Raw genomic sequence first — 20,095 nt, 5'->3', positions numbered from 1 at the left:
ACGATGACCGCCACGCCCCTCGTGGCGCTGGTCGGCAATCCCAATGCCGGCAAGAGCGCGTTGTTCAACGCACTGACCGGCGCACGCCAGAAAGTCGGTAATTACCCAGGTGTCACGGTGGAGCGGCATTCCGGACGACTCGCATTGCCCGATGGTCGGGTCGTCGATCTGGTCGATCTCCCCGGCGCATACAGCCTCGAACCGTCGAGCCCCGACGAGCGCGTCACGCGCGACGTCGTCACCGGCACGCAAGCAGGCGAGCGGCTGCCCGATGCACTGGTCGTGGTCGTGGATGCGTCCAATCTCGACAACCATCTCCGCTTCACGCTCCAACTGATCGCGCTCGGCCTCCCCGTGGTGGTCGCGCTCAACATGTTCGATCTCGCGGAGCGCGACGGGCTGACGCTCGACCCCAAGAAGCTGTCCGAGGAACTGGGGGTGCCGGTCGTCCCCACCGTCGCGGTGCGGCGGCGCGGGCTCGAGGACTCAAGACGCTGCTCGGCGGCATTGTCGACGCCGATGCCGCGATCCGGCTGCGCCCGAGCAACCATGCGATCGGCGAGGACATCGTCACCCTGCAACGCCGCGCGCGCAAAATCGCGACCGCGGCGACCGTTGCGGAAGCCCCGGCGCGCCGCTGGGGCAATGCTTTCGATTCGGTCGCGCTCCACCCGGTCTTCGGGCTGGTACTGCTGTTCGTCATCCTGTTCGCGATGTTCCAGGCGGTGTTCTTCGCGGGTGCCGCGCCCGCGGATGCGATTGCCGCCGGGTTCGACTGGGTGTCGGGATTGGTCAAGGACGTGATGCCCGATTCGATGCTGCGCTCGCTGATCACCGACGGGATGATCGCGGGCGTCGGCGCGGTGGTGAAGTTCCTGCCGCAGATCCTGATCATGTTCTTCTTCATCCTGGTGCTCGAGGCGAGCGGTTACATGGTCCGCGCTGCCTTCCTGATGGACCGGGTGATGGCGAGCGTCGGGCTGTCGGGTCGCGCGTTCATTCCGCTGCTGTCGAGCTTCGCCTGTGCGGTGCCGGGAATCATGTCGACGCGCACGATCGAGGACGAGAAGGACCGGCTGACCACGATCCTCGTCGCGCCGCTGATGACCTGCTCGGCGCGGCTGCCGGTCTATACGCTGGTGATCGGCGCGCTGATCCCCAACGTGCGCGTGCTGCCGTTCGTCGGGTTGCAGGGGCTGGTGATGCTCGGGCTTTACATCATGGGGGTGGTCGGCGCGTTCGTCGTCGCGCTGGTGCTGCGCAGCACGGTGACCAAGGGCGAATCCTCGGGCTTCATGATGGAGATGCCCAAATATCAGATGCCGCGCGCGCGCGATCTCGCGATCGGGCTGTGGAGCCGGGCCGAAATCTTCCTCAAGCGTGCGGGCACGACGATCGCCTTCACGACGATCATCCTGTGGGCGCTGCTGAGCTTCCCCAAGCCCCCCGAAGGCAGCCCGGTCTCGGCGGTCAACTATTCGATCGCCGGGCGGATCGCCAACGGGATCGAGCCCGCGTTCCGCCCGATCGGCTTCAACCGCGACATCGTGCTCGCGCTGATCCCGGCGATGGCGGCGCGCGAGGTCGCGGTGGCAGCGCTGGGCACGGTCTATGCCATTGATACCGCGGGCGAGCAGAGCGAAGCGAAGATGACGCAGACGCTCCATACGCGCTGGAGTCTGCCGACCGCGCTCGCTTTCCTGATGTGGTTCGTGTTCGCGCCGCAGTGCATCTCGACCATCGCAGTGACCCGCCGCGAGACCAACGGATGGAAGTGGCCTGCCTTCATGGTTGGCTATTTGTTCACGCTCGCCTACATCGCTGCGGGTGCCACTTATTGGGCGGCAATCGGATTCGGGCTGTAACGGCCCCACAGCAGCGGGACTTGAGACTATGGCGGGCAGCGTCAACAAGGTGATCATCGTCGGCAATCTTGGCCGCGATCCCGAAAGCAAGAGCTTCCAGAACGGCGGCAAGGTCGTGAACCTGCGCATCGCCACGTCGGAGAGCTGGAAGGACAAGAACAGCGGCGAGCGCAAGGAACAGACCGAGTGGCATTCGGTCGCGATCTTCAACGAGGCGCTGGGGGGCGTCGCCGAGCGCTATCTCCGCAAGGGCTCGAAGGTCTATATCGAGGGCGCCCTCAAGACGCGTAAATGGCAGGACGCACAGGGCCAGGACCGCTATTCGACCGAGATCGTGCTGCAGGGCTTCAACGGCGTGCTGACGATGCTCGACGGCGCGCCGGGCTCGGGCGGCGGTGCCGGCGGCGGCGGCGGCGGTGGTGGCCGTGACGATTTCGGCGGCGGCGATGACTTCGGCGGCGGTTCGGGCGGCGGTGGCGGCTACGGCGGCGGCGGCGGTGGCAATCGCGGTGGCGCGAGCCGGGGCGGCCCGCCCGCCGGCGGCGCGGCGCGCGGCGGTTTTGCGGACGACCTCGACGACGACGTCCCGTTCTGAACCGAACCTGTTCTGTGGCGTTAGCTTAACCGATGATAAATGCCCTCTCTACCGACGCGCCGATCGGCAACGGCTGGCGCGTCGATGAGGCGGTCCGCGCGGCGGCGATCGCCGAGCATGAGATCGAGACGCTGCGCGACGACGCGGCGCTTCGGACGATCACCGATTTTGCGGCAGCGCTCTGCGAGGCGCCGATTTCGCTGGTCAGCATCGTCGAGGCGAGCCGACAGACGTTCCTGTCCCGCACCGGGCTCGAGCCGAGCGAGACCCCGCGCGAGACTTCGTTCTGCGCCTATGCGATGCTTGGCGACGACATCATGGTCGTGCCAGACGCCCGGCTCGACCCGCGCTTTGCGACCAATCCCCTCGTTACCGGCGAGATGGGCATCCGTTTCTACGCGGGCGTCCCGCTGGTCAGCCAAGACGGGATCCCGCTGGGCTCGCTCTGCATCATCGACCGGACCCCCCGCGCCGGGCTCACGCCGTTCCAGCGGCAGGGCCTCCGGGTCCTCGCTGCCGACGTGCTCAACCGCCTGAGCGACAGCCGCACCAGCGCGATCTCGCGCGCAACGATCGCGGACAGCGAAGGGCGTTTCCGCGTGCTCGCGGACAGCATGCCGCAGATGGTGTGGTCGACGCTGCCCGACGGCTTCCACGATTATTACAACGCGCGCTGGTATGAATTCACCGGAACGGCACCGGGTTCGACCGATGGCGACGGCTGGAACGACATCTTCCACCCCGAGGATCAGGAGCGCGCGTGGGGCGTGTGGCGGCATTCGCTCGCCACCGGCACCCCCTATCAGATCGAATATCGCCTTCGCCACCGCGACGGCACCTACCGCTGGACGCTTGGTCGTGCGCTGCCGATGACGGATACGAGCGGGGCGGTCACGCGCTGGATCGGCACCTGCACCGACATTCACGAGCAGAAACTGGCGAGCGAGGAGCGCGAGGTCATCGCGCAGGAACTGAGCCACCGGATCAAGAATATCTTCGCGGTGATTTCCGGGCTGATCACCTTCGCGGCGCGCGCGCATCCCGAATTCAAGGGTATCGCAGAGGATCTCCGCCACCGCGTCACCGCGCTCGGTCGTGCGCATGATTTCGTTCGCCCGCACAGCGCGCAGTCGCGGCCCCAGGCCGAACAAACGAGCCTGCACGGCCTGCTCGACGCGCTGTTCCTGCCCTATCAGTCGACCAACGCGTCGCGGCTACATGTCGGTGGCACCGACGTGGCGATCGACGACCGGTCCGCCACGCCGCTTGCGTTACTGTTCCATGAGCTTGCCACCAACGCGACCAAATATGGCGCGCTGTCGAACGATACCGGGGCAGTGACCGTGACGAGCATCGTCGACGGCGACGAGATCATGCTGATCTGGGAGGAGCAGGGTGGTCCGGCGGTCGAGCAGCCCGAGAGCACTGGCTTTGGAGCACAGCTGATCGACCTTAGCGCGAGCCGCCAACTGGGTGGCAAGGTTGCCCACGATTGGGCCGCGGATGGCTTGCGAGTCGTCGTCGAGGTTTCAAAAGCCGCGCTCAGTCGCGGTTGAGCGTCAAACGAGCAGGACGAAATCGCCGTTGGTCGCCTCAAGGGGGCCACGATCGCGGGCGGTGGCGACGGCGGCAGCTGTCAGGATCGCGGATTCGCTGAACGGTTTGCGGACATAGCCGACCGCGCCGCTCGGGTGGGCGATCTGACCCGGATTGGCGGTGACGAACACGACCTTGAGCCCGAATTCGTCGGCCAGCATACGCGCGAGTTCGGGACCGGTCGCCCCGTCGCGAAGGTTGATGTCGACCAGCGCGAAGCTGCAATCCTGCGCAGCATCGAGCGCGCCGAGCTTGTCCGCCGCGATCGCCTTCACCGCATAGCCGGCGTCGATCAGGATCCGCTCGAGGTCGAGCGCGACGAAAATCTCGTCTTCTACGATCAAGGCGGTTGGCACAGACATAGGGTAAACACTATCTACGTAATGTAAGTTAATGCTTCGAACCCTGTGGCGAACGCTTTGGTTCCTTTAATTCGCGAGGACGTAGCAGGAATACAGCATGTTCGGCGCGGAAGTTCGCGGCTGCGGAAGTCGTCTGCTTGTCGCCCGACAGGAACCACGCACCCTCTACCGCGATGCCACGCGCTTTGACGAAGGCCCGAAAATCGTCGATCGTGACGTGATGGATGTTAGGCGTGTCGAACCATTGTTCGGGGAGCAGCCGCGTCACCGGCATCCGCCCGCCCCACAGCAGCGACAACCGCACCCCCCAATGTGCGAAGTTCGGGAAGGACACGAACGCGCGCTGGCCGATCCGCAACAGATGGTCGAGCACGACATCGGGCCGACGCGCGGTCTGGAGAGTCTGGCTGAGGATCGCGTAATCGAAACTCGCGTCCGGATAATCGGCGAGCTCGATATCGGCATCGCCCTGGATCACCGACAGTCCACGCGACACCGCCGCAGCGACATTGCCCGCATCGAGTTCAAGCCCGCGCGCGTCGACGTGCTTGGTATCGCGCAGCGCCGCCATCAGCGCACCATCGCCGCACCCGACGTCAAGCACGCGTGCACCGGGTTCGATCCGGTCGGCGATGATCGCGAGATCGGGGCGGAGCGTCATTGGGGCGCCCGCAGCATCGCTTCGGCCTGAGCCGACAGACGCTCCATGAAGCGCTCGGGCCGGATCAACGGGTGGAAGCCGAGTTTCGCGTACACGCCATGCGCATCGAGCGTGCCCAGCGCGATGCGGCGCAGCCCGGCATAATCGGGCCGGTCCAGAAACCAGGACACCATCCGCCGCCCCAGCCCCTGGCCGCGTCCGGCCTCATCGACCCAGACGTCGGCCAGCCACGCGAAGGTTGCATGATCCGTGATCATCCGCGCGAAGCCGACCTGCGTGGCGCCACGGTAAGCGCCGAGCGCATGCGACCCCGCGATCGCGCGTTCGACCGTTTCGCGCGCGATCCCCGGCGACCAGTAGCTCGACGCGAGCCATCCGTGGATCGTGTCGATCTGCAACAACGAGCGGTCGTCGGACAGAACAATTTCGGTCATGCGCCAGCCTTCAGGAAACCATCGACGACGCGGTTCAACTCGGGCGCCTCCAGCAGGAACGCGTCATGCCCGAACGGGCTCGACAGCTCGACGAAGCTGACCGGCGCACCCGCGGCGTTGAGCGCATGGACGATCGCGCGCGATTCCGCGGTCGGGTACAGCCAGTCGGTATCGAAGCTGACGAGGCAGAAGCGCGCCCTGGTGGCACGGAAGGCGTTGGCGAGATGCCCGCCATGTTCCTCCGCCAGATCGAAATAATCCATCGCGCGGGTGATGTAGAGATAGGAATTGGCGTCGAACCGGTCGACGAAGCTGATCCCCTGGTGCCGTAGATAGCTTTCGATCTGGAAATCGGCGTCGAACCCGAAGCTCTTGGCGTCGCGCGCCTGCAAGCGCCGCCCGAACTTGGCGGTGAGGCCGGCCTCGGACAAATAGGTGATATGCGCCGCCATCCGCGCGACCGCGAGCCCCGCGGCGGGCGGATCGGCCTCCGCATAATAGGCCCCCTCGCGCCATTTCGGGTCGGCCATCACCGCCTGGCGCCCGACTTCGTGGAAGGCGATGTTCTGCGCGGTATGCCGCGCGGTGGAGGCGATGATGACGACCGCGCGCACCCGGTTGGGGAAGGTCGCGGGCCAGCTCAACGTCTGCATCCCGCCCATCGACCCGCCGACCGCTGCCGCGAGCGTCTCGATCCCGAGGTGATCGAGCAGCATCGCCTGCGCCCGCACCATGTCGCGGATCGTGATGACCGGGAAGCTCATCCCCCACGGAACGCCGGTCGCGGGATTGACGGTCGCGGGCCCCGACGACCCCATGCAACTGCCCAGCACGTTCGAACAGATGATGAAATGCCGCGTCGGATCGACCGGCTTGCCCGGACCGACCATCCGCTCCCACCAGCCGGGCTTGCCCGTGACGGGGTGCCGCGAGGCGACGTGCTGGTCACCGGTCAGTGCGTGGCAGATCAGGATTGCGTTCGAGCGATCGGCGTTGAGTGCGCCATAGGTTTCGTACGCGATCTCGACCGGCGACAGCAGCGCGCCACCGTCGAGGCGCAACGGCCCCGGCAACGTGACGTGGCGGGCAAGCCCAAGGCGCGTGTCGTCCATATCGGAGCGGATAAGCGCGTGGCGACGCGGGTTCAAGCACCGCGCGAAGCGGGGTGCTGCTTGCCATCGCCAAATCGATCCGCCATGCCGCGCGCCATGTTGCCTTTCGCCCGCGTCACCATCATCGGCATCGGTTTGATCGGGTCGTCGATCGCGCGCGCGGTCCGCGCGACGATGCCGACGGTGCGGCTCACCGGATATGACGCCGATCCCGACGTGCGGGCGATCGCGGAGCGGATCGACCTGTTCGACGATGTGGCGGACAGCGGCGGCGCGGCAGTGATCGACGCCGATCTCGTGATCCTGTGCGTACCGGTCGGCGCGATGGGCGCCGCCGCGACGGAATTTGCCGCCGACCTGCCGGCTGAAGCGATCGTCAGCGACGTCGGCAGCTGCAAGGCCGAGGTCGTGCGGGCGCTCGGCACGGCGCTCCCCGGCGCAACGGTGGTTCCCGCGCATCCCGTCGCCGGGACCGAGCGGAGCGGCCCGGAAGCCGGGTTCGCGACGCTGTTCCAAAAGCGCTGGTGCATCATCACCCCACCCGAAGGGACCGATCCGCTCGCGGTCGAACGCGTTGCCGAGTTCTGGCGGCGGCTCGGCGCGGAGATCGAGATGATGGCCCCCGATCATCACGACCGCGTGCTCGCGATCACCAGCCATCTGCCGCATCTGATCGCCTACACCATCGTCGGAACCGCATCCGACATGGAGGAAGTGACCCAGTCCGAGGTGATCAAATATTCGGCAGGCGGCTTCCGCGATTTCACGCGGATCGCGGCGTCCGATCCCACGATGTGGCGCGACGTGTTCCTCGCGAACCGCGAGGCGGTGCTCGACATGCTGCAACGCTTTTCCGAAGACCTGACCGCGCTCCAGCGCGCGATCCGCTGGGGGAAGGGGGACGAGCTGTTCGACCTGTTCTCCAAGACGCGCGACGTGCGACGTGGGATCATCGAACAGGGGCAGGACGATCCCGCGCCCGATTTCGGGCGGACGCACGAGTAACGGCCACGCGCGGGATCAGCAGAGGGCAGGACCCACTGGTCTCAACCCCGCGCCGCGCCGCCATCCCGCTCCAAGGCATTGATCTCCGCATGCACCCGCGCCTCGGCCTCGTCGCGCGGCAGGCCGGGCGGGATCGGCGTGCCGAAGCGGAACGTCACCGTCCCCGGCAGATGCGGCCCCTCGCGCGGCCATACCAGCCCGCTGTCGATCGCGATCGGCACGACGGGAATCTTGAGCATCTGGTACAGCCCCGCGAACCCCGCCTTGAGCGGCGGCTGCTCGCCCGGGGCGACGCGCGTTCCTTCCGGAAAGATCAGGATCGAGCGCCCCGCCGCCAGCGCAACGCGCGCCTCGCGCAGCATTCGCCGCAGCGCGCCCGCTGACGCCTCGCGATCGACCACGATCACGCCGTAGCGCTTCGCCGCCCAGCCCCACACCGGGATGTCGGCCAGCTCCTGCTTCATCACGATCGCGGGATGCCGCAGCATCCGCCCGAGCTCGAGCGTCTCGTACATCGCCTGGTGCTTGGCGACGTACAGGACCGGGCTGTCATAGAATCGCTCGCCCTCGATCCGCTTGAAGATCCGCAGGAACGTTCGCGTGGTCAGGCCGTGATACTGCGTCCAGAAATGCGTGTGCGCGATCATCGCCTTGGTGCCGAACGCCGCGGAAATCACCGAGGTGAGTACGATCGGCACCGATCCGGCGTAGAAGACGATCTTGAACAGCAGGTTGCGCATTGCGATCATGTAGCCTGCCCGATCAGCAGCGCCACGCGGCGCAAAATGAGTTTGTTATATTCGCCGACCAGCACCGCATAGCTCGGTGTGCCCGGAACGCCATCGCCGATCACCGTCGCATCCGTCCCAAGCGCGTTGACGAGTTCGAGCCGCGCACGCGCCAGATGCCAGTCGGAGGTCACCAGTCGCACCGAATGATAGCCGTGCTCGCGCACCCAGTCCGCGGTTTCCTCGGCGTTGGAGCGCGTGTCGACCGCTTCGTGGCCAAGATCGATGCAGCAGGCGAACACCTGCGGGCTGACCTTATATTCGTGCGCCAGTTCACGCGGGCGGACCTGCGGCGCGACCCCGCTGATCAGCATCCGCTTCGCCGCATGCGCCTCGAGCATCTCGAGGCCGCGCGCGATCCGGCCCGACGTGCCGGTCAGCACGACGATCGCGTCCGTGCGCGTGTTCTCAAGCGGTGGGGGCCGCGTGGCGAGAAAGATCCCGAACCCACCAATCCAGCACAAGCCGGCAAGGACCATCAGCCGGAAGATCACAACACCCGCCTCAACGCGGCCAGCACCGCGACCCGCGCGGACAGCGTCGCCAGCGCCGCGAAGGCGACCGGAAGGCACGCGAGCAGCACCCAGTCGCGCATTCCGAGCGTCAGGCCCGCGATCAGATCGGACCCCAGCGCATCGAGCTGCACCCCGACCAGCACCACCGCGCCGAGCGCGACCGCCATGCCGAGGATGCCGCCGACCAGCGTGTCGAGCGCGATCCGCCGCTGGAACAGCCGTGCGACCTGCACATCGGTCGACCCCAGCATGTGGAGAACCGCGATCGTGTCCCGGTGCGTGTCGAGCCCGGCGCGAGCCGCGAGGATCACCACCGCCGCGGTCGCCGCCGCCATCAGCAGCACCAGCGCGCCCGCCAGCCCGGTCAGCATCGCCATCACGTTGCGCACCGGAGTCATCCAGCTTTCCTGCCGGTCGATCCGCGCGCTCGGCGCGGCGGCGCGGACCGCGCGCGCGACGCTGGCCGCTGCGGGGGCGGTCGCCGCGGTCAGGTCGACGTCGATCATTGCGGGGATCGGCAGGTCGGGGTCCGCGCCGTCCGCGCCCAGCCAGGGGCTCAGCATCTCGGCCAGCCGTGCGCGATCGACCGCGACCACGCGGCGCACCTCGGGCAGGCGTCGGAGCGCCGCCAGCACCGCACGCGTCTCCCGCGTCCGCACACGTTCCGCGGGCGCGACGATCTGCACCGTCAGCCGCCCCGCGAGTTGCCGGTCGAGCACTGCCGCCGCGCCGAGCGTCGCGAGCCCAAGCGCCGCGGCGAGCACTGTCAGGAACAGCATGATCGCCATCACCCACAGCATCACCCGCGTGCCACGCCGATCATCGAGCAGCCCCCGGTCCGCCTTCGACGCCAGAATCCCGATACTCATGAAGGCCCGCCGGGGGGCGGGAAGCGCAGCGACCCGGTCGGATCGAGCAGCCGGCCCTTGTCGAGCCGCATCATCTGCGCATGCGGGATCCGCCCCATCGTCTGCAGGTCGTGCGTCGCGACGACGACGGTCGTCCCGAGCCGGTTGAGCGAGTCGAACAGATGCAACAGCCGCTCCGCCATTTCGGGGTCGACGTTGCCGGTCGGTTCGTCCGCGACGAGGATCTCGGGCCGGCCGATCACCGCGCGCGCGATCGCGACGCGCTGCTGCTCGCCGCCCGAAAGCGTCGGCGGGCGCGCCGCGATCTTGTCCGACAACCCGACCCAGGCGAGCATCTCGCGCACCGGATCCGCGACGTCGCGCTCGGGCACCCCCGAGACGCGCAGCGGCAGCGCGATATTGTCGTAGGCCGAGAGATGCGGGACCAGCCGGAAATCCTGGAACACGACGCCGATCCGCCGCCGGAACCCGGGCAGCCGCGCGCGCGGCAGCGTCACCGCATCCTCACCGAACAGCCGGATGCTCCCGCGGGTCGGACGCTGCGACAAGTACAGCAATTTGAGCAGCGACGTCTTCCCCGCGCCCGACGCGCCGGTCAGAAAGTAGAACGCGCCGCTCGACAGCGTGAAGCTGACGTCGCTCAGCGTCTCTTGCCCCGTGCCGTAGCGAAGCCCCACCTTTTCGAATTGAACGATATTCGCCATGCGGCGTGCGCTACTCGCTACTTGTCCATGCCCCGCCCCTGCATCGCACGATCCCTTGCACCGCGACAAGCGCGCAGGCGCAATTCCACGGCTCTTGCCACCGGGCCGGTGGACAGCGTAGATTCCCCGGACAGCGCGGACGCCCCGGTTGGTGTATCCCCCACTGTGCTGGCTTGCCCCGTCTGCCCTTAATGTCTGAAATGCCCCGATGATCCTCGAATGTACCGAGTGCGAGACCCGTTATGTGATCCCCGATACCGCGGTCGGGCCGGAGGGGCGGACCGTGCGTTGCGCCAACTGCAAGCACAGCTGGTTCCAGGAACCCGTGCCCGTGCTGGTGCTCGACGAACAGGACGAAGCCGAGGGTGAGGCGGGTGCTGCGGACGAAGTGCCGGAACCGCCACGCGCGCCGGTCGCCGCGCCGATCCGCGAAACCGCGCCGGTGAGCGACGCCGGTGCCATTCCCGACACGACCCGCGCGCCGGTCGCTTTCGACGCCTTCGCCCACCAGCCGCCGTTCCGCCCGCGCCGCAACCCCGCGCGCCGCTGGACGATCGCGGCCGTGGTCGCAGGCGTGGCGATGCTCGGGGCGACCGCCGCGATCGTTTCGACGAGCACGCCGCGTACCGCGACCACGCTGTTCCGCCCGGCGGTCGAGACGCCGCTCCGGATCGTCAACCGCCCGGTCGATCGCCACGATTACAACGGCAACGAGATTTTCGCGATCAGCGGGACCGTGCTCAACCCGACCGACACGCGCCAGCCCGTCCCCGATATCCGCGCCGACCTGCGCGACGCGCAGCACCGCATCGTCTACAGCTGGACGATCCGCCCGGAGGCGACCGCGTTGCCGCCCAAGGGGCGGGTCGAGTTCAACAGCGCCAAGCTCGATGTGCCGGTCAACGCGAAGGATCTGGTGCTGAGCTTCTCGGGCGAGCCGAACCACTGACCCAGAGGAACCGCGCGCCGTTCAGCAGCGCCGCCGCCACCATCCCCAGCCCCGAGGCATAGACGAGCCCGAGCGGCCCGACCCCGTGCGTCACGAACAGCCAGCCCAGCCCGCCCGTTACACCGAAGAAGGCGATGATGCCGTTGACCCCGGCGACGATCTGATCGCCGAGCGAGCGCAACGCATAGACAAAGACGAGCTGCACACCGTCGAACAGGATGAACGGCACCCATAGCGGCACCATCGCCAGCGCCGCCGCATGGACCCCCGCCGCCGCGGGAAAAGCGCTGACGATCGGCGCGCGCGCCAGCAGCATCACAACGCCAAGCCCGCCGGTGATCGCGGCGGCCAGCCCCGCCGCGATCAGCGCGCGCGCACGCACCTGCGCTGGCATGCCTTCGCCGACCGCATTGCCGACCCGTACCCCCGCCGCCGATGCCAGCCCGACCGCGGCACCGAAGGTGACGTTGTGGAGCGCGAACACGATCTGGAAGGCATGGGCGGTCACCGCGCCGAGATCGGTCGACAGCGCGATCAGGATCGAAAAGCCCGCGAGTTCCAGTCCCGACGCGATCGCCGGCACCGCGCCGAATCGCGCGAGCTTCACTGCGCCGGGCAATGCCGCGCGCCACGCGGCTGGCGTCATGACGCGCACCCCCCGTTCGCGCGCATCCGGGATGGTCCACGCCGCCGCCAGCATCCCCGCCGCGCCCAGCAACGACGCGATCGTCGTTGCGGCGGCAGCGCCAACCGCCCCCAGCGCGGGGGCGCCGAAATGGCCGTCCGCAAGCACCCACGCGAGCAGCGCATTGATCGGAAGCGTCGCCAGATTGACCACGGTCACGCGGCGCGGCTGCGAAATCCCCTCGAGGAAGAAACTCGCGGCCAGGCTTACCAACTGCGCGGGGTACGCGAGCGCCATCGTCCGCACCACCGCCGCCGCCGGATGCACCAGCGCAGGCGCGACCCCGATCCCAGCGAGCAGCGGCGCGGCGAACACCCCGAACGCCAGCGCGCCGACCAGCCCCAGCATCCCCGCCAGCACCAGCCCCTCGCGCATCCGGGCGCCCGTTGCGGGAAGATCGCGCGCGCCGTCCGCGCGGGACGTGAAGACCAGCACCCCCGACAGCCACGCTAGTCCCGCGACGATCGTGACGAAAGTCAGCGCACGACTCGCGCCGAACGCGGCGACCTGATCGGTTCCGGTCAGCCCGACGACGACGATGTCGGTAACGCTGAGGATCGTCCAGTTGAGGCTGGTGAGCATCACCGGCCACGCCAGCGCGAGGATCTTGCGCGTCTCCGTCATCGTTTGTCGGTGCGCGTTGGTCATGCCGTGCTGCTACGGGAAGCGCACAAAATGCGAAAGGCTTGTACGTCGGCCATTGCGTCCCCCGATTAGCTTTGCTAGGGGCGCTCGCCTACCAGCTGCCGGGCTTGCCCGGTGATGTTACGTGCGGCCGTGGCGGAACTGGTAGACGCGCAACGTTGAGGTCGTTGTGGGCGAAAGCCCGTGGAAGTTCGAGTCTTCTCGGCCGCACCATTTTTTCAAGATGCAGATGTGAAATACACCCTTTCGGGGGCCCGTCGTCTTGTCATGGGCATCGTACCCCGGTCACGGTAGAAAGCGGGATGGACGACCGACCCGCGCCGCATCGCCCCGTCACGATGCCACGCCCCACACCGGGACCGCACTGATCATGCCGACACATTTCAGCAGGCGGCAGGCCGTGCAGCTCGGCGCGGTGGTTGTCGGCGGTTGGGCGATCGGCCAGGCATTGCGCCGCACCGCTCCGATCGGACGCGACATCGGCGCACGTGCTGATGCGATCCTGAAAGGCGGCGTCTCGCCGGAAGCTGGCCCCGCCGACGCCACGGTTAAGTTCGCTGTGTTCAGCGACTATCGATGTCCCGCCTGTCGCGGGGCGTTTGCGGCGATGGAGGATGCGATCCGGCGCGACGGCAAGGTCCGGATCCTCTACAAGGACTGGCCGATCTTCGGGCCGCCGTCCGAACGCGCCGCCAGCGTCGCACTCGCGACTGCCGAGCAAGGAATCTACCCCGCCGTCCATCGCCGACTGATGACCGACGATCGGACGATCGACGACGCCATGCTGCGCGACATCGTCGTACAGGCGGGCGGCGACTGGACGCGCGCGACGGCCTGGCTGGCGGCGCACGCGGAGGGCGTCGCGGTACGTCTGCGCGCGAACGGTCGGGAAGCGAATGCGATCGGGCTGGCAGGAACCCCGGGCTATCTGGCCGGGCCAATACTGGTGACGGGCGCGATCGACGCAACTGATTTCGGGCGACTGTTCGCCAGGGCACGGACGGCGGGACCGTCGTGAACAGCTGATCGGAAGGCCGCCGCGCCGCGCCCGAGACTTGCGAACAACCCTTGACCCCGCCCCCGCCCCAACCCAACTCCCGCGTAACGATCACCGCATAGGGGCTGCGACCACATCATGACGACCACCACCGCTCCGGAACCCACCACCCCACAGACCCACGCCTTCGAGGCCGATGTCGCCAAGCTGCTCCACATGATGGTGCACTCGGTCTATTCGGACAAAAGCGTGTTCCTGCGCGAGCTCGTCTCGAACGCGGCAGATGCGTGCGAGAAGCTGCGCTACGAGGGGATCGCCAATCCCGCGCTGCTCGGCGACGATGGAAATCCGCGGATCACGGTCACGTTGGATCCGGAAGCGCACACGCTGACGATCGAGGACAATGGCATCGGCATGAGCGCGGCTGAGATGACCGATGCGCTGGGCACGATCGCGCGGTCCGGCACCAAGAGCTTCATGGACACGCTCGCCGCCGCGCAAGGGTCGGACGATCCACAACTGATCGGCCAGTTCGGCGTCGGTTTCTATTCGGCGTTCATGGTCGCGAGCAAGGTCGACGTCGTCTCGCATCGCGCCGGGACCGGGGAGGCGTCGCTCTGGTCGTCGGACGGGCTCGGCAGCTACACGATCGCGCCGGTCGACCTCGCGCAGGCACCCGCACGCGGCACCCGCGTGACGCTCCACTTGCTCGAGGATGCGCAGGATTATGCGCAGCGCTACACCGTCGAACAGACGATCAAGGCGCAGTCGGGGCATGTCCCCGTGCCGATCTTCCTGCGCGAAAAGCCCGATGCAGAGGCGGTCGAGCTGACCGATGGCGCTGCGCTGTGGACGAAGCCCAAATCCGCGATCAGTGCGGCCGACTACACCGATTTCTACCGCAGCGTGTCGGGCCAGTTCGACGAACCCGCGCTGACGCTCCACTATCGCGCGGAGGGTCGCCACGAATATTCGGTGCTCGCGTTCGTGCCGTCGTCCAAGCCGTTCGACCTGTTCGATCCCGATCGCGCCGGGCGGATCAAGCTATACGTGAACCGCGTCTTCATCACCGATGAAGCCGAATTGCTCCCGCGCTATTTGCGCTTCGTGCGCGGACTGGTCGATTCGTCGGACGTGCCGCTCAACATGTCGCGCGAGATGATCCAGCAAAGCCCGGTGCTCGCTGCGATCAAGAAGGGCGTGACCGCAAAGGTCCTGTCCGAACTGGAGAAGCGCGCGTCGTCCGACTCGGAAGCGTATCTCAGGATCTGGGACACGTTCGGCCCGGTGCTCAAGGAAGGGCTGTACGAGGATTTCGAGCGCCGTACCGCGCTGCTCGATCTCGCGCGCTTCCATACGACAAGCTCCGACAGCGGGTGGCGGTCGCTTGTGGACTATAGCGCGGACCTCAAGGAAAATCAGACCGCGATCTATTATGTCACCGGGACCGATCTTGACCGGATCGCGACCGCGCCGCAATTGGAAGGCTTCCGCGCGCGCGGCGTCGAGGTATTGCTGCTGTCCGATCCGATCGACAATTTCTGGGTGACGGCGGGCGTCGATTATCAGGGCAAGCCGTTCCGCTCGGTAACGCAGGGGTCCGCCGATCTCGCGCTGATCCCGCTGCTCGAAGGGACCACGCCCCCGTCGACCGAAGCAAGCGGCGAAGTGACGGACTTCCTCGCGTTCGTGAAGACGACACTCGCGGATGCGGTTTCGGACGTACGTGCGTCCGATCGGCTGACCGACAGCGCGGTCTGCCTGGTCGCGACCGAGAGCGGCATGGACCGCCAGCTCGAACGGATGCTCGCGAGCGCAGGCCAGGCCCCGCCCAAGGCCAAGCCGGTGCTCGAGATCAATCCGCAGCACGCGCTGATCGTCAAGCTCGCCGCGCTGGGGGCGGGGGACACGACACTGCGCGAAGACGCGGCGCATCTCCTGTTCGACGAGGCACAGATTGCGGACGGCGAGCAGCCGGTCGACCCGCGCGCGTTTGCGGCCCGCCTCGCGCGAGTCCTGACCCGCGCCGTGGCGTAAACGTCCGGCGGCCCCCTGTCCTCAGCCGGGGACGGGGGGTCGGTTGGCCGGGTCAGTCTTCCGGCCGTTCGAGCGTATGGCGTGTTTGCAGCCACCAGGCGACCGTCGCAGCCAGGAAGGCCCAGCCCGCGCCAAGGATCCAGCCGGCCAGCACATCGGTCGGCCAATGAACCCCGAGATACAGGCGCGATACCCCGATTAGCAGGGTCAGCAGCATAGCGGCGAGCATCACGTAGATGCGCAAACCACGCGACTCGACGCTGCGTGCGACGAGCGCTGCCAGCGTAAGGTAGACGATCGCCGAATCCGCCGCATGCCCGCTAGGGAAGCTCGTGTGGGAGAAGGTCGCCCAATGGGCGACGACATTGGGGCGGGGGCGGTCGAACGCCGATTTGAGCAGCTCGACCGCAAGCGTACCGATCACCGATGCGCCGATGAGGAACCCCGCCATCGCGACCTTGCGCACGATCAGCAGCGCGCCAGACACCAGCAGGACGACGATCGTCAGCGTCGTCGAGTCGCCGAGCGCAGTAAAATCCTGCATCGCGAAGCGCAGCGCGTGCAGTCCCGCACCCGGCCGATCCGTCGCGGATCGGATCCCGACGAGGATCGCACTGTCGAGCCTGTTGGTATCGCCGGCGCCGACCTCGGAGGCGATGTGGAGCACGAACAGCACGAGCGCCGCCACGATCCCGAACGCCGCAAGCAGCACCCGATCGGGTCGCTGGCGGACTGCTTGCAGTATTGCTGGGATTCCCGTCGACCGCATCTTACCACCCTGTAGCGCCGTACCTGGCACGGCCTCGACCGCATTCGCTCTGAATTCCGGCCTCGCGCGACAGGCTGGTCGGATCGGAACGGGCAGGGTAGCGTTCTGGTTGCGGCTCTGCATTTTTTGCCCGGCCGGACCGAAAGCATAGTGTGTCGATCATCCCCCATATCGTTGCCATCGGGACCGCCGTTCCTAGCCATGACATCCACGCCGCGTTTATCGCCTGGGCGAGAGCACGGCTGCCGGAGGCGCGGAGCGCGCGCGTGTTCGACCGCATGGCGGGCCGTGCGGCGATCAACCATCGCTGGTCGGTGCTGCCGGTCAGCGACGATGGGGGCTCTCCGGTCGACCCCGGTGGCTTTTATGCGCGCGATATCCTGCCCGGGACTGCGGAGCGGATGAAGCTTTATGCCGCCGCCGCTCCCGCGCTCGCGATCGAGGCGATCACGGCACTCGGCGAAAAGGTGTCCCTTGAGGGTATTACGCATCTCGTCGTCGCGAGCTGCACCGGGTTTGTCGCGCCCGGCATCGACCAGATCATCGCCGCGCGGCTTGGCCTCGCGCCGACGGTCGAACGGCTGCTGGTGGGGTTCATGGGCTGTTACGCAGCGGTTGCCGCGTTGCGCAGCGCGCGTCACATCGTCCGCTCGGCGCCCGCCGCGCGCGTTCTGGTCGTATGCGTCGAGCTGTCGACCTTGCATCTCCAGGACACCCCTGTGCTCGAACCGCTGCTGGCGATGCTCCAGTTCGGCGACGGCGCCGCTGCCGCGCTTGTCACTGCCGACCCTGCCGGCCTCGCGCTTGGCGAACCCTTCGCCACGACATTGCCGGATTCGGCCGAGTTGATCCGCTGGGACATCACCGACCAGGGGTTCGCAATGCATCTGTCGGGCGAAGTCCCCGCGCGGATCGCCGCAGGGCTCGCCGATCCGGTTTTTGCGGCGGCGGCGACGGGCGGACGCGACCCGCAGGAGATCGACGGCTGGGCGGTCCACGCCGGCGGGCGCTCGATCCTCGATGCGGTGGAAACCGCGCTATCGCTGCCGCACGACGCGCTTTCAACCTCGCGCGGGGTGCTGGCGGATGTCGGCAACATGTCCTCGGCGACGCTGATGTTCGTGCTCGCACGGCTGCTCGACGGGCCGCCGATCCGAAACGGCGTCGCACTAGCGTTCGGCCCGGGGCTTGCCGCCGAGGGTTTCGGTTTCCGGAGCGCAGGATGACCCTCCGGCACCGCGCCATTGCCGAGGAACTGATGGACGCGGACGACCTGTCCGCGGAGACCTATGCGGCGGTCGTCGGAGATTTGGCCAAGGTCAACGCGGTCACGATGGCCCCGCGCCCGACGCTCGATTTCCTGCGGCGCGGGACGGCGGGGATGACCCGGTTCAAACTGCTCGACGTCGGCTTTGGCGATGGCGACATGCTGCGACGGATCGCGCGCTGGGCCGACCGGCGCGGTCTGGTGGCGGAACTGGTCGGGGTCGATCTCAATCCCCGCAGCGCGCTCGCAGCCGCGGCGCATACCCCGGCGGGGATGCCGATCCGCTATGCCACCGGTGATTACGCGGATCGCGCCGGGGAAGGCTGGGATTTCGTCGTCAGCAGTCTCGTCGCGCATCACATGACGCATGCGCAACTCGTCGCGTTCCTGCGGTTCATGGACCGGGAGAGCGCGCGCGGCTGGCTCGTCAACGATCTGCACCGTCACGTCGTCGCGCATCGCGGCTTTCCGGTTCTCGCCACGCTCGCGCGCTGGCACCCGATCGTGCGGCATGACGGGACACTGTCGGTCGCGCGGTCGTACCGCCCGGACGAATGGCCGCCGATCCTTGCCGAAGCTGGCGTCACGGCACGCGTGTATCGCTCCTTTCCGTACCGGTTATGCGTCGAACACCTGCGCTGATCGTCGGCGCGGCCCGGCGGGCGCGAGCGCCGCGATCGTGCTTGCGCGCGCGGGGGCACCGCACCTGCTCGTCGAGCGCAGCCGCGAGACCGGCGACGCGATTTGCGGCGGATTTCTGAGCTGGCGGACACTCGAGTCGCTCGGGCGGCTGGGAATCGCGCCCGAGGCGTTGGGACCGGCGCGGGTCCTGCGAACCCGGGTCATCCTCGGGGACCGGGTGGTCGAGGCGCCGCTCCCGAGACCCGCGCACGGCGTCTCGCGACACCTGCTGGACACGGTTATGATACGCCATGCAATCGCACGCGGGGCAGCGGTCGAGCGCGGCGTCACGGTGCGCAGCCTGGTCGATACCGCCGCAACGCTCGACGATGGCGCGGTGCTGGCGGGCGACACGCTGTTCCTCGCCAGCGGCAAGCATGACGTGCGCGGTGCGGCGCGCCCGGCCGACGCGCGCGGTGCGGATCCTGTGCTCGGCCTGCGCGTCCGCATCGCCAGTGCCCCCGGCCTTACCCGGCTGATCGGCGATGCGATCGAATTGTTTCCGTTCGATCGTGGCTATGTCGGGATCGTGCTGCAGGAAGATGGCAGCGCCAACATCTGCATGGCGGTCCACCGCTCGAAGATGCTCGCAGCCGGCTCCCCTGCCGCGTTGCTCGATACACTGGCGCGGGAGTGTCCACGGCTTGGCGATCGGCTGGCATTCCGAAGCGGCGACGAACCGATCGATGCGATCGCCAACGTGCCGTACGGCTGGCGCGCACGGCAGACCGAAGGCGCAGTGTTCCGGCTCGGCGACCAGGCCGGGGTCATCCCGTCGCTCGCGGGGGAGGGGATGGGAATCGCGATCGCGAGTGGCATCCGCGCCGGCCATGCCTATATCACTGGCGGTGCGGCGGCGGCACCGCGCTTCCAGCGTGATTTCGCCGCTGCCACTGCCCGGCCGATCCGGCTGGCGGGACTGGTGCGCGACGCGGCCGAACGGCCGTGGCTCGGCGCGGCCTTGCTCCCGCTGGTGGGCCACGTCCCGGGCCTGATCCAGATCATCGCAAGCGCGACCCGTATCGGCCATTCGCCGCTTGACCACGCTGCCCCCCAACAGGAAAACTAGGTCCATGGAGCACATCACCCTGTCCGAAACCGAATGGCGCAAGAAATTGAGCCCGGAAGCCTATCACGTATTGCGCGAGGCGGGGACGGAGCGGGCGTTTTCCGGACGCTATAACAACAACAAGGCCGATGGCGTGTATCGCTGCGGCGGGTGTGCGCTGCCGCTGTTCGACTCCGCCGATAAATACGACTCGGGCTCGGGGTGGCCCAGCTTCACTCAGCCGATCGACGCGGAGAATGTCACCGATCACCGCGACACCAGCCACGGCATGACGCGGATCGAAGCGCGTTGCTCGCGCTGCGACGGACATCTCGGGCACGTCTTCCCCGACGGCCCGCCGCCGACCGGCCTGCGCTATTGCATGAATTCGCTAAGCCTCGAATTCAAGCCGCGCGGTACCAATGGCGACGAGGCGCGCGGCTGATCAGTCGTATCGGCGTGGCCGTGGCAGGGATTGCCGGGGCATGGCTTGTCGGATCGTCCGGCAAGT

Annotated in this window: 20 protein-coding genes, 1 tRNA gene and 1 pseudogene; 12 read left to right on the top strand and 10 right to left on the bottom strand. The window is 67.7% G+C overall.

Annotated features, from left to right (window positions below; translation table 11 throughout):
- Window positions 1-3: 3 nt before the first annotated feature.
- The 3 genes and pseudogenes from feoB (at window position 4) to RI03_RS00865 (ending at window position 4,016) form a co-directional block, all read left to right on the top strand.
- Window positions 4-1,865, top strand: a pseudogene (gene feoB / locus RI03_RS00875) (ferrous iron transporter B).
- A gap of 28 nt (window positions 1,866-1,893) precedes the next feature.
- Complete coding sequence (gene ssb / locus RI03_RS00870) at window positions 1,894-2,460, top strand: single-stranded DNA-binding protein (protein WP_010214553.1); 567 nt, start codon at window positions 1,894-1,896, stop codon at window positions 2,458-2,460.
- A gap of 32 nt (window positions 2,461-2,492) precedes the next feature.
- Window positions 2,493-4,016, top strand: a complete 1,524-nt coding sequence (locus RI03_RS00865; protein ID WP_010214552.1) for a sensor histidine kinase — start codon at window positions 2,493-2,495, stop codon at window positions 4,014-4,016.
- A 3-nt stretch (window positions 4,017-4,019) separates the two neighbouring features.
- Here RI03_RS00865 and RI03_RS00860 read toward each other — a convergent pair whose 3' ends face one another.
- Genes RI03_RS00860 through metX form a run of 4 tightly spaced genes read right to left on the bottom strand, consistent with a single transcriptional unit; the run spans window position 4,020 to window position 6,625 of the window.
- A complete protein-coding gene (locus RI03_RS00860; protein WP_010214551.1) occupies window positions 4,020-4,418 on the bottom strand; it encodes a response regulator in 399 nt (132 codons plus the stop codon).
- A gap of 28 nt (window positions 4,419-4,446) precedes the next feature.
- Entirely contained in the window at window positions 4,447-5,079 is a 633-nt protein-coding gene (metW, locus tag RI03_RS00855; protein ID WP_010214550.1) for a methionine biosynthesis protein MetW, read from the bottom strand.
- Window positions 5,076-5,513 carry a GNAT family N-acetyltransferase gene (locus RI03_RS00850; protein ID WP_010214549.1) on the bottom strand — a complete coding sequence of 146 codons (438 nt, stop codon included), beginning with the start codon at window positions 5,511-5,513 and terminating at the stop codon, window positions 5,076-5,078. Before RI03_RS00850 ends, metW begins: the two co-directional genes overlap by 4 nt.
- Window positions 5,510-6,625 (bottom strand): homoserine O-acetyltransferase MetX, encoded by a 1,116-nt coding sequence (metX, locus tag RI03_RS00845; protein ID WP_010214547.1) that lies wholly within the window; start codon window positions 6,623-6,625, stop codon window positions 5,510-5,512. The genes RI03_RS00850 and metX overlap by 4 nt, the downstream gene beginning before the upstream one ends.
- 96 nt (window positions 6,626-6,721) lie before the next feature.
- Between metX and RI03_RS00840 the strand changes: the two genes are divergently transcribed.
- Window positions 6,722-7,630 (top strand): prephenate/arogenate dehydrogenase family protein, encoded by a 909-nt coding sequence (locus tag RI03_RS00840; protein WP_026046346.1) that lies wholly within the window; start codon window positions 6,722-6,724, stop codon window positions 7,628-7,630.
- 41 nt (window positions 7,631-7,671) lie between these two features.
- Here RI03_RS00840 and RI03_RS00835 read toward each other — a convergent pair whose 3' ends face one another.
- From RI03_RS00835 to ftsE, 4 genes are read right to left on the bottom strand one after another with little or no spacing between them, the layout of a single operon-like run.
- Window positions 7,672-8,379, bottom strand: coding sequence for a lysophospholipid acyltransferase family protein (locus tag RI03_RS00835; RefSeq protein ID WP_010214543.1), 708 nt, complete (start codon window positions 8,377-8,379; stop codon window positions 7,672-7,674).
- Entirely contained in the window at window positions 8,376-8,912 is a 537-nt protein-coding gene (locus RI03_RS00830) for a YdcF family protein (protein ID WP_010214541.1), read from the bottom strand. The genes RI03_RS00835 and RI03_RS00830 overlap by 4 nt, the downstream gene beginning before the upstream one ends.
- The gene (locus RI03_RS00825) at window positions 8,909-9,802 is read right to left on the bottom strand and encodes a cell division protein FtsX (protein ID WP_010214540.1); all 894 of its coding nucleotides are present in this window, start codon (window positions 9,800-9,802) and stop codon (window positions 8,909-8,911) included. Before RI03_RS00825 ends, RI03_RS00830 begins: the two co-directional genes overlap by 4 nt.
- Window positions 9,799-10,506, bottom strand: coding sequence for a cell division ATP-binding protein FtsE (ftsE, locus tag RI03_RS00820; RefSeq protein ID WP_010214538.1), 708 nt, complete (start codon window positions 10,504-10,506; stop codon window positions 9,799-9,801). The genes RI03_RS00825 and ftsE overlap by 4 nt, the downstream gene beginning before the upstream one ends.
- Before the next feature lie 208 nt (window positions 10,507-10,714).
- Between ftsE and RI03_RS00815 the strand changes: the two genes are divergently transcribed.
- Window positions 10,715-11,455 carry a zinc-ribbon domain-containing protein gene (locus tag RI03_RS00815; protein ID WP_010214536.1) on the top strand — a complete coding sequence of 247 codons (741 nt, stop codon included), beginning with the start codon at window positions 10,715-10,717 and terminating at the stop codon, window positions 11,453-11,455.
- Here the strand turns inward: RI03_RS00815 and RI03_RS00810 are convergent.
- On the bottom strand, window positions 11,406-12,788 hold the full coding sequence (locus RI03_RS00810) for an MATE family efflux transporter (RefSeq protein WP_010214535.1): 1,383 nt from the start codon (window positions 12,786-12,788) through the stop codon (window positions 11,406-11,408). The genes RI03_RS00815 and RI03_RS00810 overlap by 50 nt on opposite strands.
- Window positions 12,789-12,911: 123 nt before the next feature.
- Between RI03_RS00810 and RI03_RS00805 the strand changes: the two genes are divergently transcribed.
- The 3 genes from RI03_RS00805 (at window position 12,912) to htpG (ending at window position 15,819) form a co-directional block, all read left to right on the top strand.
- Window positions 12,912-12,998 (top strand) — tRNA-Leu (locus RI03_RS00805).
- A 157-nt stretch (window positions 12,999-13,155) separates the two neighbouring features.
- Window positions 13,156-13,803, top strand: a complete 648-nt coding sequence (locus RI03_RS00800; protein WP_010214534.1) for a DsbA family protein — start codon at window positions 13,156-13,158, stop codon at window positions 13,801-13,803.
- A 117-nt stretch (window positions 13,804-13,920) separates the two neighbouring features.
- Window positions 13,921-15,819, top strand: coding sequence for a molecular chaperone HtpG (gene htpG, locus RI03_RS00795; protein ID WP_010214532.1), 1,899 nt, complete (start codon window positions 13,921-13,923; stop codon window positions 15,817-15,819).
- Window positions 15,820-15,871: 52 nt separating this feature from the next.
- On the opposite strand, the gene RI03_RS00790 is transcribed toward htpG, so the two are convergent.
- On the bottom strand, window positions 15,872-16,588 hold the full coding sequence (locus RI03_RS00790) for a phosphatase PAP2 family protein (RefSeq protein ID WP_026046345.1): 717 nt from the start codon (window positions 16,586-16,588) through the stop codon (window positions 15,872-15,874).
- A gap of 152 nt (window positions 16,589-16,740) precedes the next feature.
- Between RI03_RS00790 and RI03_RS00785 the strand changes: the two genes are divergently transcribed.
- Genes RI03_RS00785 through msrB form a run of 4 tightly spaced genes read left to right on the top strand, consistent with a single transcriptional unit; the run spans window position 16,741 to window position 20,029 of the window.
- Window positions 16,741-17,814 carry a type III polyketide synthase gene (locus RI03_RS00785; protein WP_010214527.1) on the top strand — a complete coding sequence of 358 codons (1,074 nt, stop codon included), beginning with the start codon at window positions 16,741-16,743 and terminating at the stop codon, window positions 17,812-17,814.
- Window positions 17,811-18,497, top strand: coding sequence for a methyltransferase domain-containing protein (locus RI03_RS00780; RefSeq protein WP_010214526.1), 687 nt, complete (start codon window positions 17,811-17,813; stop codon window positions 18,495-18,497). The genes RI03_RS00785 and RI03_RS00780 overlap by 4 nt, the downstream gene beginning before the upstream one ends.
- A gap of 37 nt (window positions 18,498-18,534) precedes the next feature.
- Window positions 18,535-19,605, top strand: a complete 1,071-nt coding sequence (locus RI03_RS00775) for an NAD(P)/FAD-dependent oxidoreductase (protein WP_010214523.1) — start codon at window positions 18,535-18,537, stop codon at window positions 19,603-19,605.
- 4 nt (window positions 19,606-19,609) lie between these two features.
- Entirely contained in the window at window positions 19,610-20,029 is a 420-nt protein-coding gene (gene msrB / locus RI03_RS00770) for a peptide-methionine (R)-S-oxide reductase MsrB (RefSeq protein ID WP_010214522.1), read from the top strand.
- Window positions 20,030-20,095 lie beyond the last annotated feature (66 nt).

Source organism: Sphingomonas sp. PAMC 26621, from assembly GCF_000251145.1.
In the GTDB taxonomy this organism is placed as follows: domain Bacteria; phylum Pseudomonadota; class Alphaproteobacteria; order Sphingomonadales; family Sphingomonadaceae; genus Sphingomonas.
Note: the sequence above shows the minus strand (reverse complement) of the source record. Positions and strands in the feature narration are given on the sequence as shown.

What these genes read in the sequence shown, in the direction of transcription:
- RI03_RS00840 (WP_026046346.1), top strand. Translation starts at nt 6,722, where the DNA reads ATGTTGCCTTTCGCCCGCGTCACCATCATCGGCATCGGTTTGATCGGG.
- metX (WP_010214547.1), bottom strand. Translation starts at nt 6,625, where the DNA reads ATGGACGACACGCGCCTTGGGCTTGCCCGCCACGTCACGTTGCCGGGG.
- RI03_RS00850 (WP_010214549.1), bottom strand. Translation starts at nt 5,513, where the DNA reads ATGACCGAAATTGTTCTGTCCGACGACCGCTCGTTGTTGCAGATCGAC.
- RI03_RS00815 (WP_010214536.1), top strand. Translation starts at nt 10,715, where the DNA reads ATGATCCTCGAATGTACCGAGTGCGAGACCCGTTATGTGATCCCCGAT.
- msrB (WP_010214522.1), top strand. Translation starts at nt 19,610, where the DNA reads ATGGAGCACATCACCCTGTCCGAAACCGAATGGCGCAAGAAATTGAGC.
- RI03_RS00790 (WP_026046345.1), bottom strand. Translation starts at nt 16,588, where the DNA reads ATGCGGTCGACGGGAATCCCAGCAATACTGCAAGCAGTCCGCCAGCGA.
- RI03_RS00780 (WP_010214526.1), top strand. Translation starts at nt 17,811, where the DNA reads ATGACCCTCCGGCACCGCGCCATTGCCGAGGAACTGATGGACGCGGAC.
- RI03_RS00865 (WP_010214552.1), top strand. Translation starts at nt 2,493, where the DNA reads ATGATAAATGCCCTCTCTACCGACGCGCCGATCGGCAACGGCTGGCGC.
- RI03_RS00835 (WP_010214543.1), bottom strand. Translation starts at nt 8,379, where the DNA reads ATGATCGCAATGCGCAACCTGCTGTTCAAGATCGTCTTCTACGCCGGA.
- metW (WP_010214550.1), bottom strand. Translation starts at nt 5,079, where the DNA reads ATGACGCTCCGCCCCGATCTCGCGATCATCGCCGACCGGATCGAACCC.
- RI03_RS00800 (WP_010214534.1), top strand. Translation starts at nt 13,156, where the DNA reads ATGCCGACACATTTCAGCAGGCGGCAGGCCGTGCAGCTCGGCGCGGTG.
- RI03_RS00825 (WP_010214540.1), bottom strand. Translation starts at nt 9,802, where the DNA reads ATGAGTATCGGGATTCTGGCGTCGAAGGCGGACCGGGGGCTGCTCGAT.
- ssb (WP_010214553.1), top strand. Translation starts at nt 1,894, where the DNA reads ATGGCGGGCAGCGTCAACAAGGTGATCATCGTCGGCAATCTTGGCCGC.
- ftsE (WP_010214538.1), bottom strand. Translation starts at nt 10,506, where the DNA reads ATGGCGAATATCGTTCAATTCGAAAAGGTGGGGCTTCGCTACGGCACG.
- RI03_RS00860 (WP_010214551.1), bottom strand. Translation starts at nt 4,418, where the DNA reads ATGTCTGTGCCAACCGCCTTGATCGTAGAAGACGAGATTTTCGTCGCG.
- htpG (WP_010214532.1), top strand. Translation starts at nt 13,921, where the DNA reads ATGACGACCACCACCGCTCCGGAACCCACCACCCCACAGACCCACGCC.
- RI03_RS00810 (WP_010214535.1), bottom strand. Translation starts at nt 12,788, where the DNA reads ATGACCAACGCGCACCGACAAACGATGACGGAGACGCGCAAGATCCTC.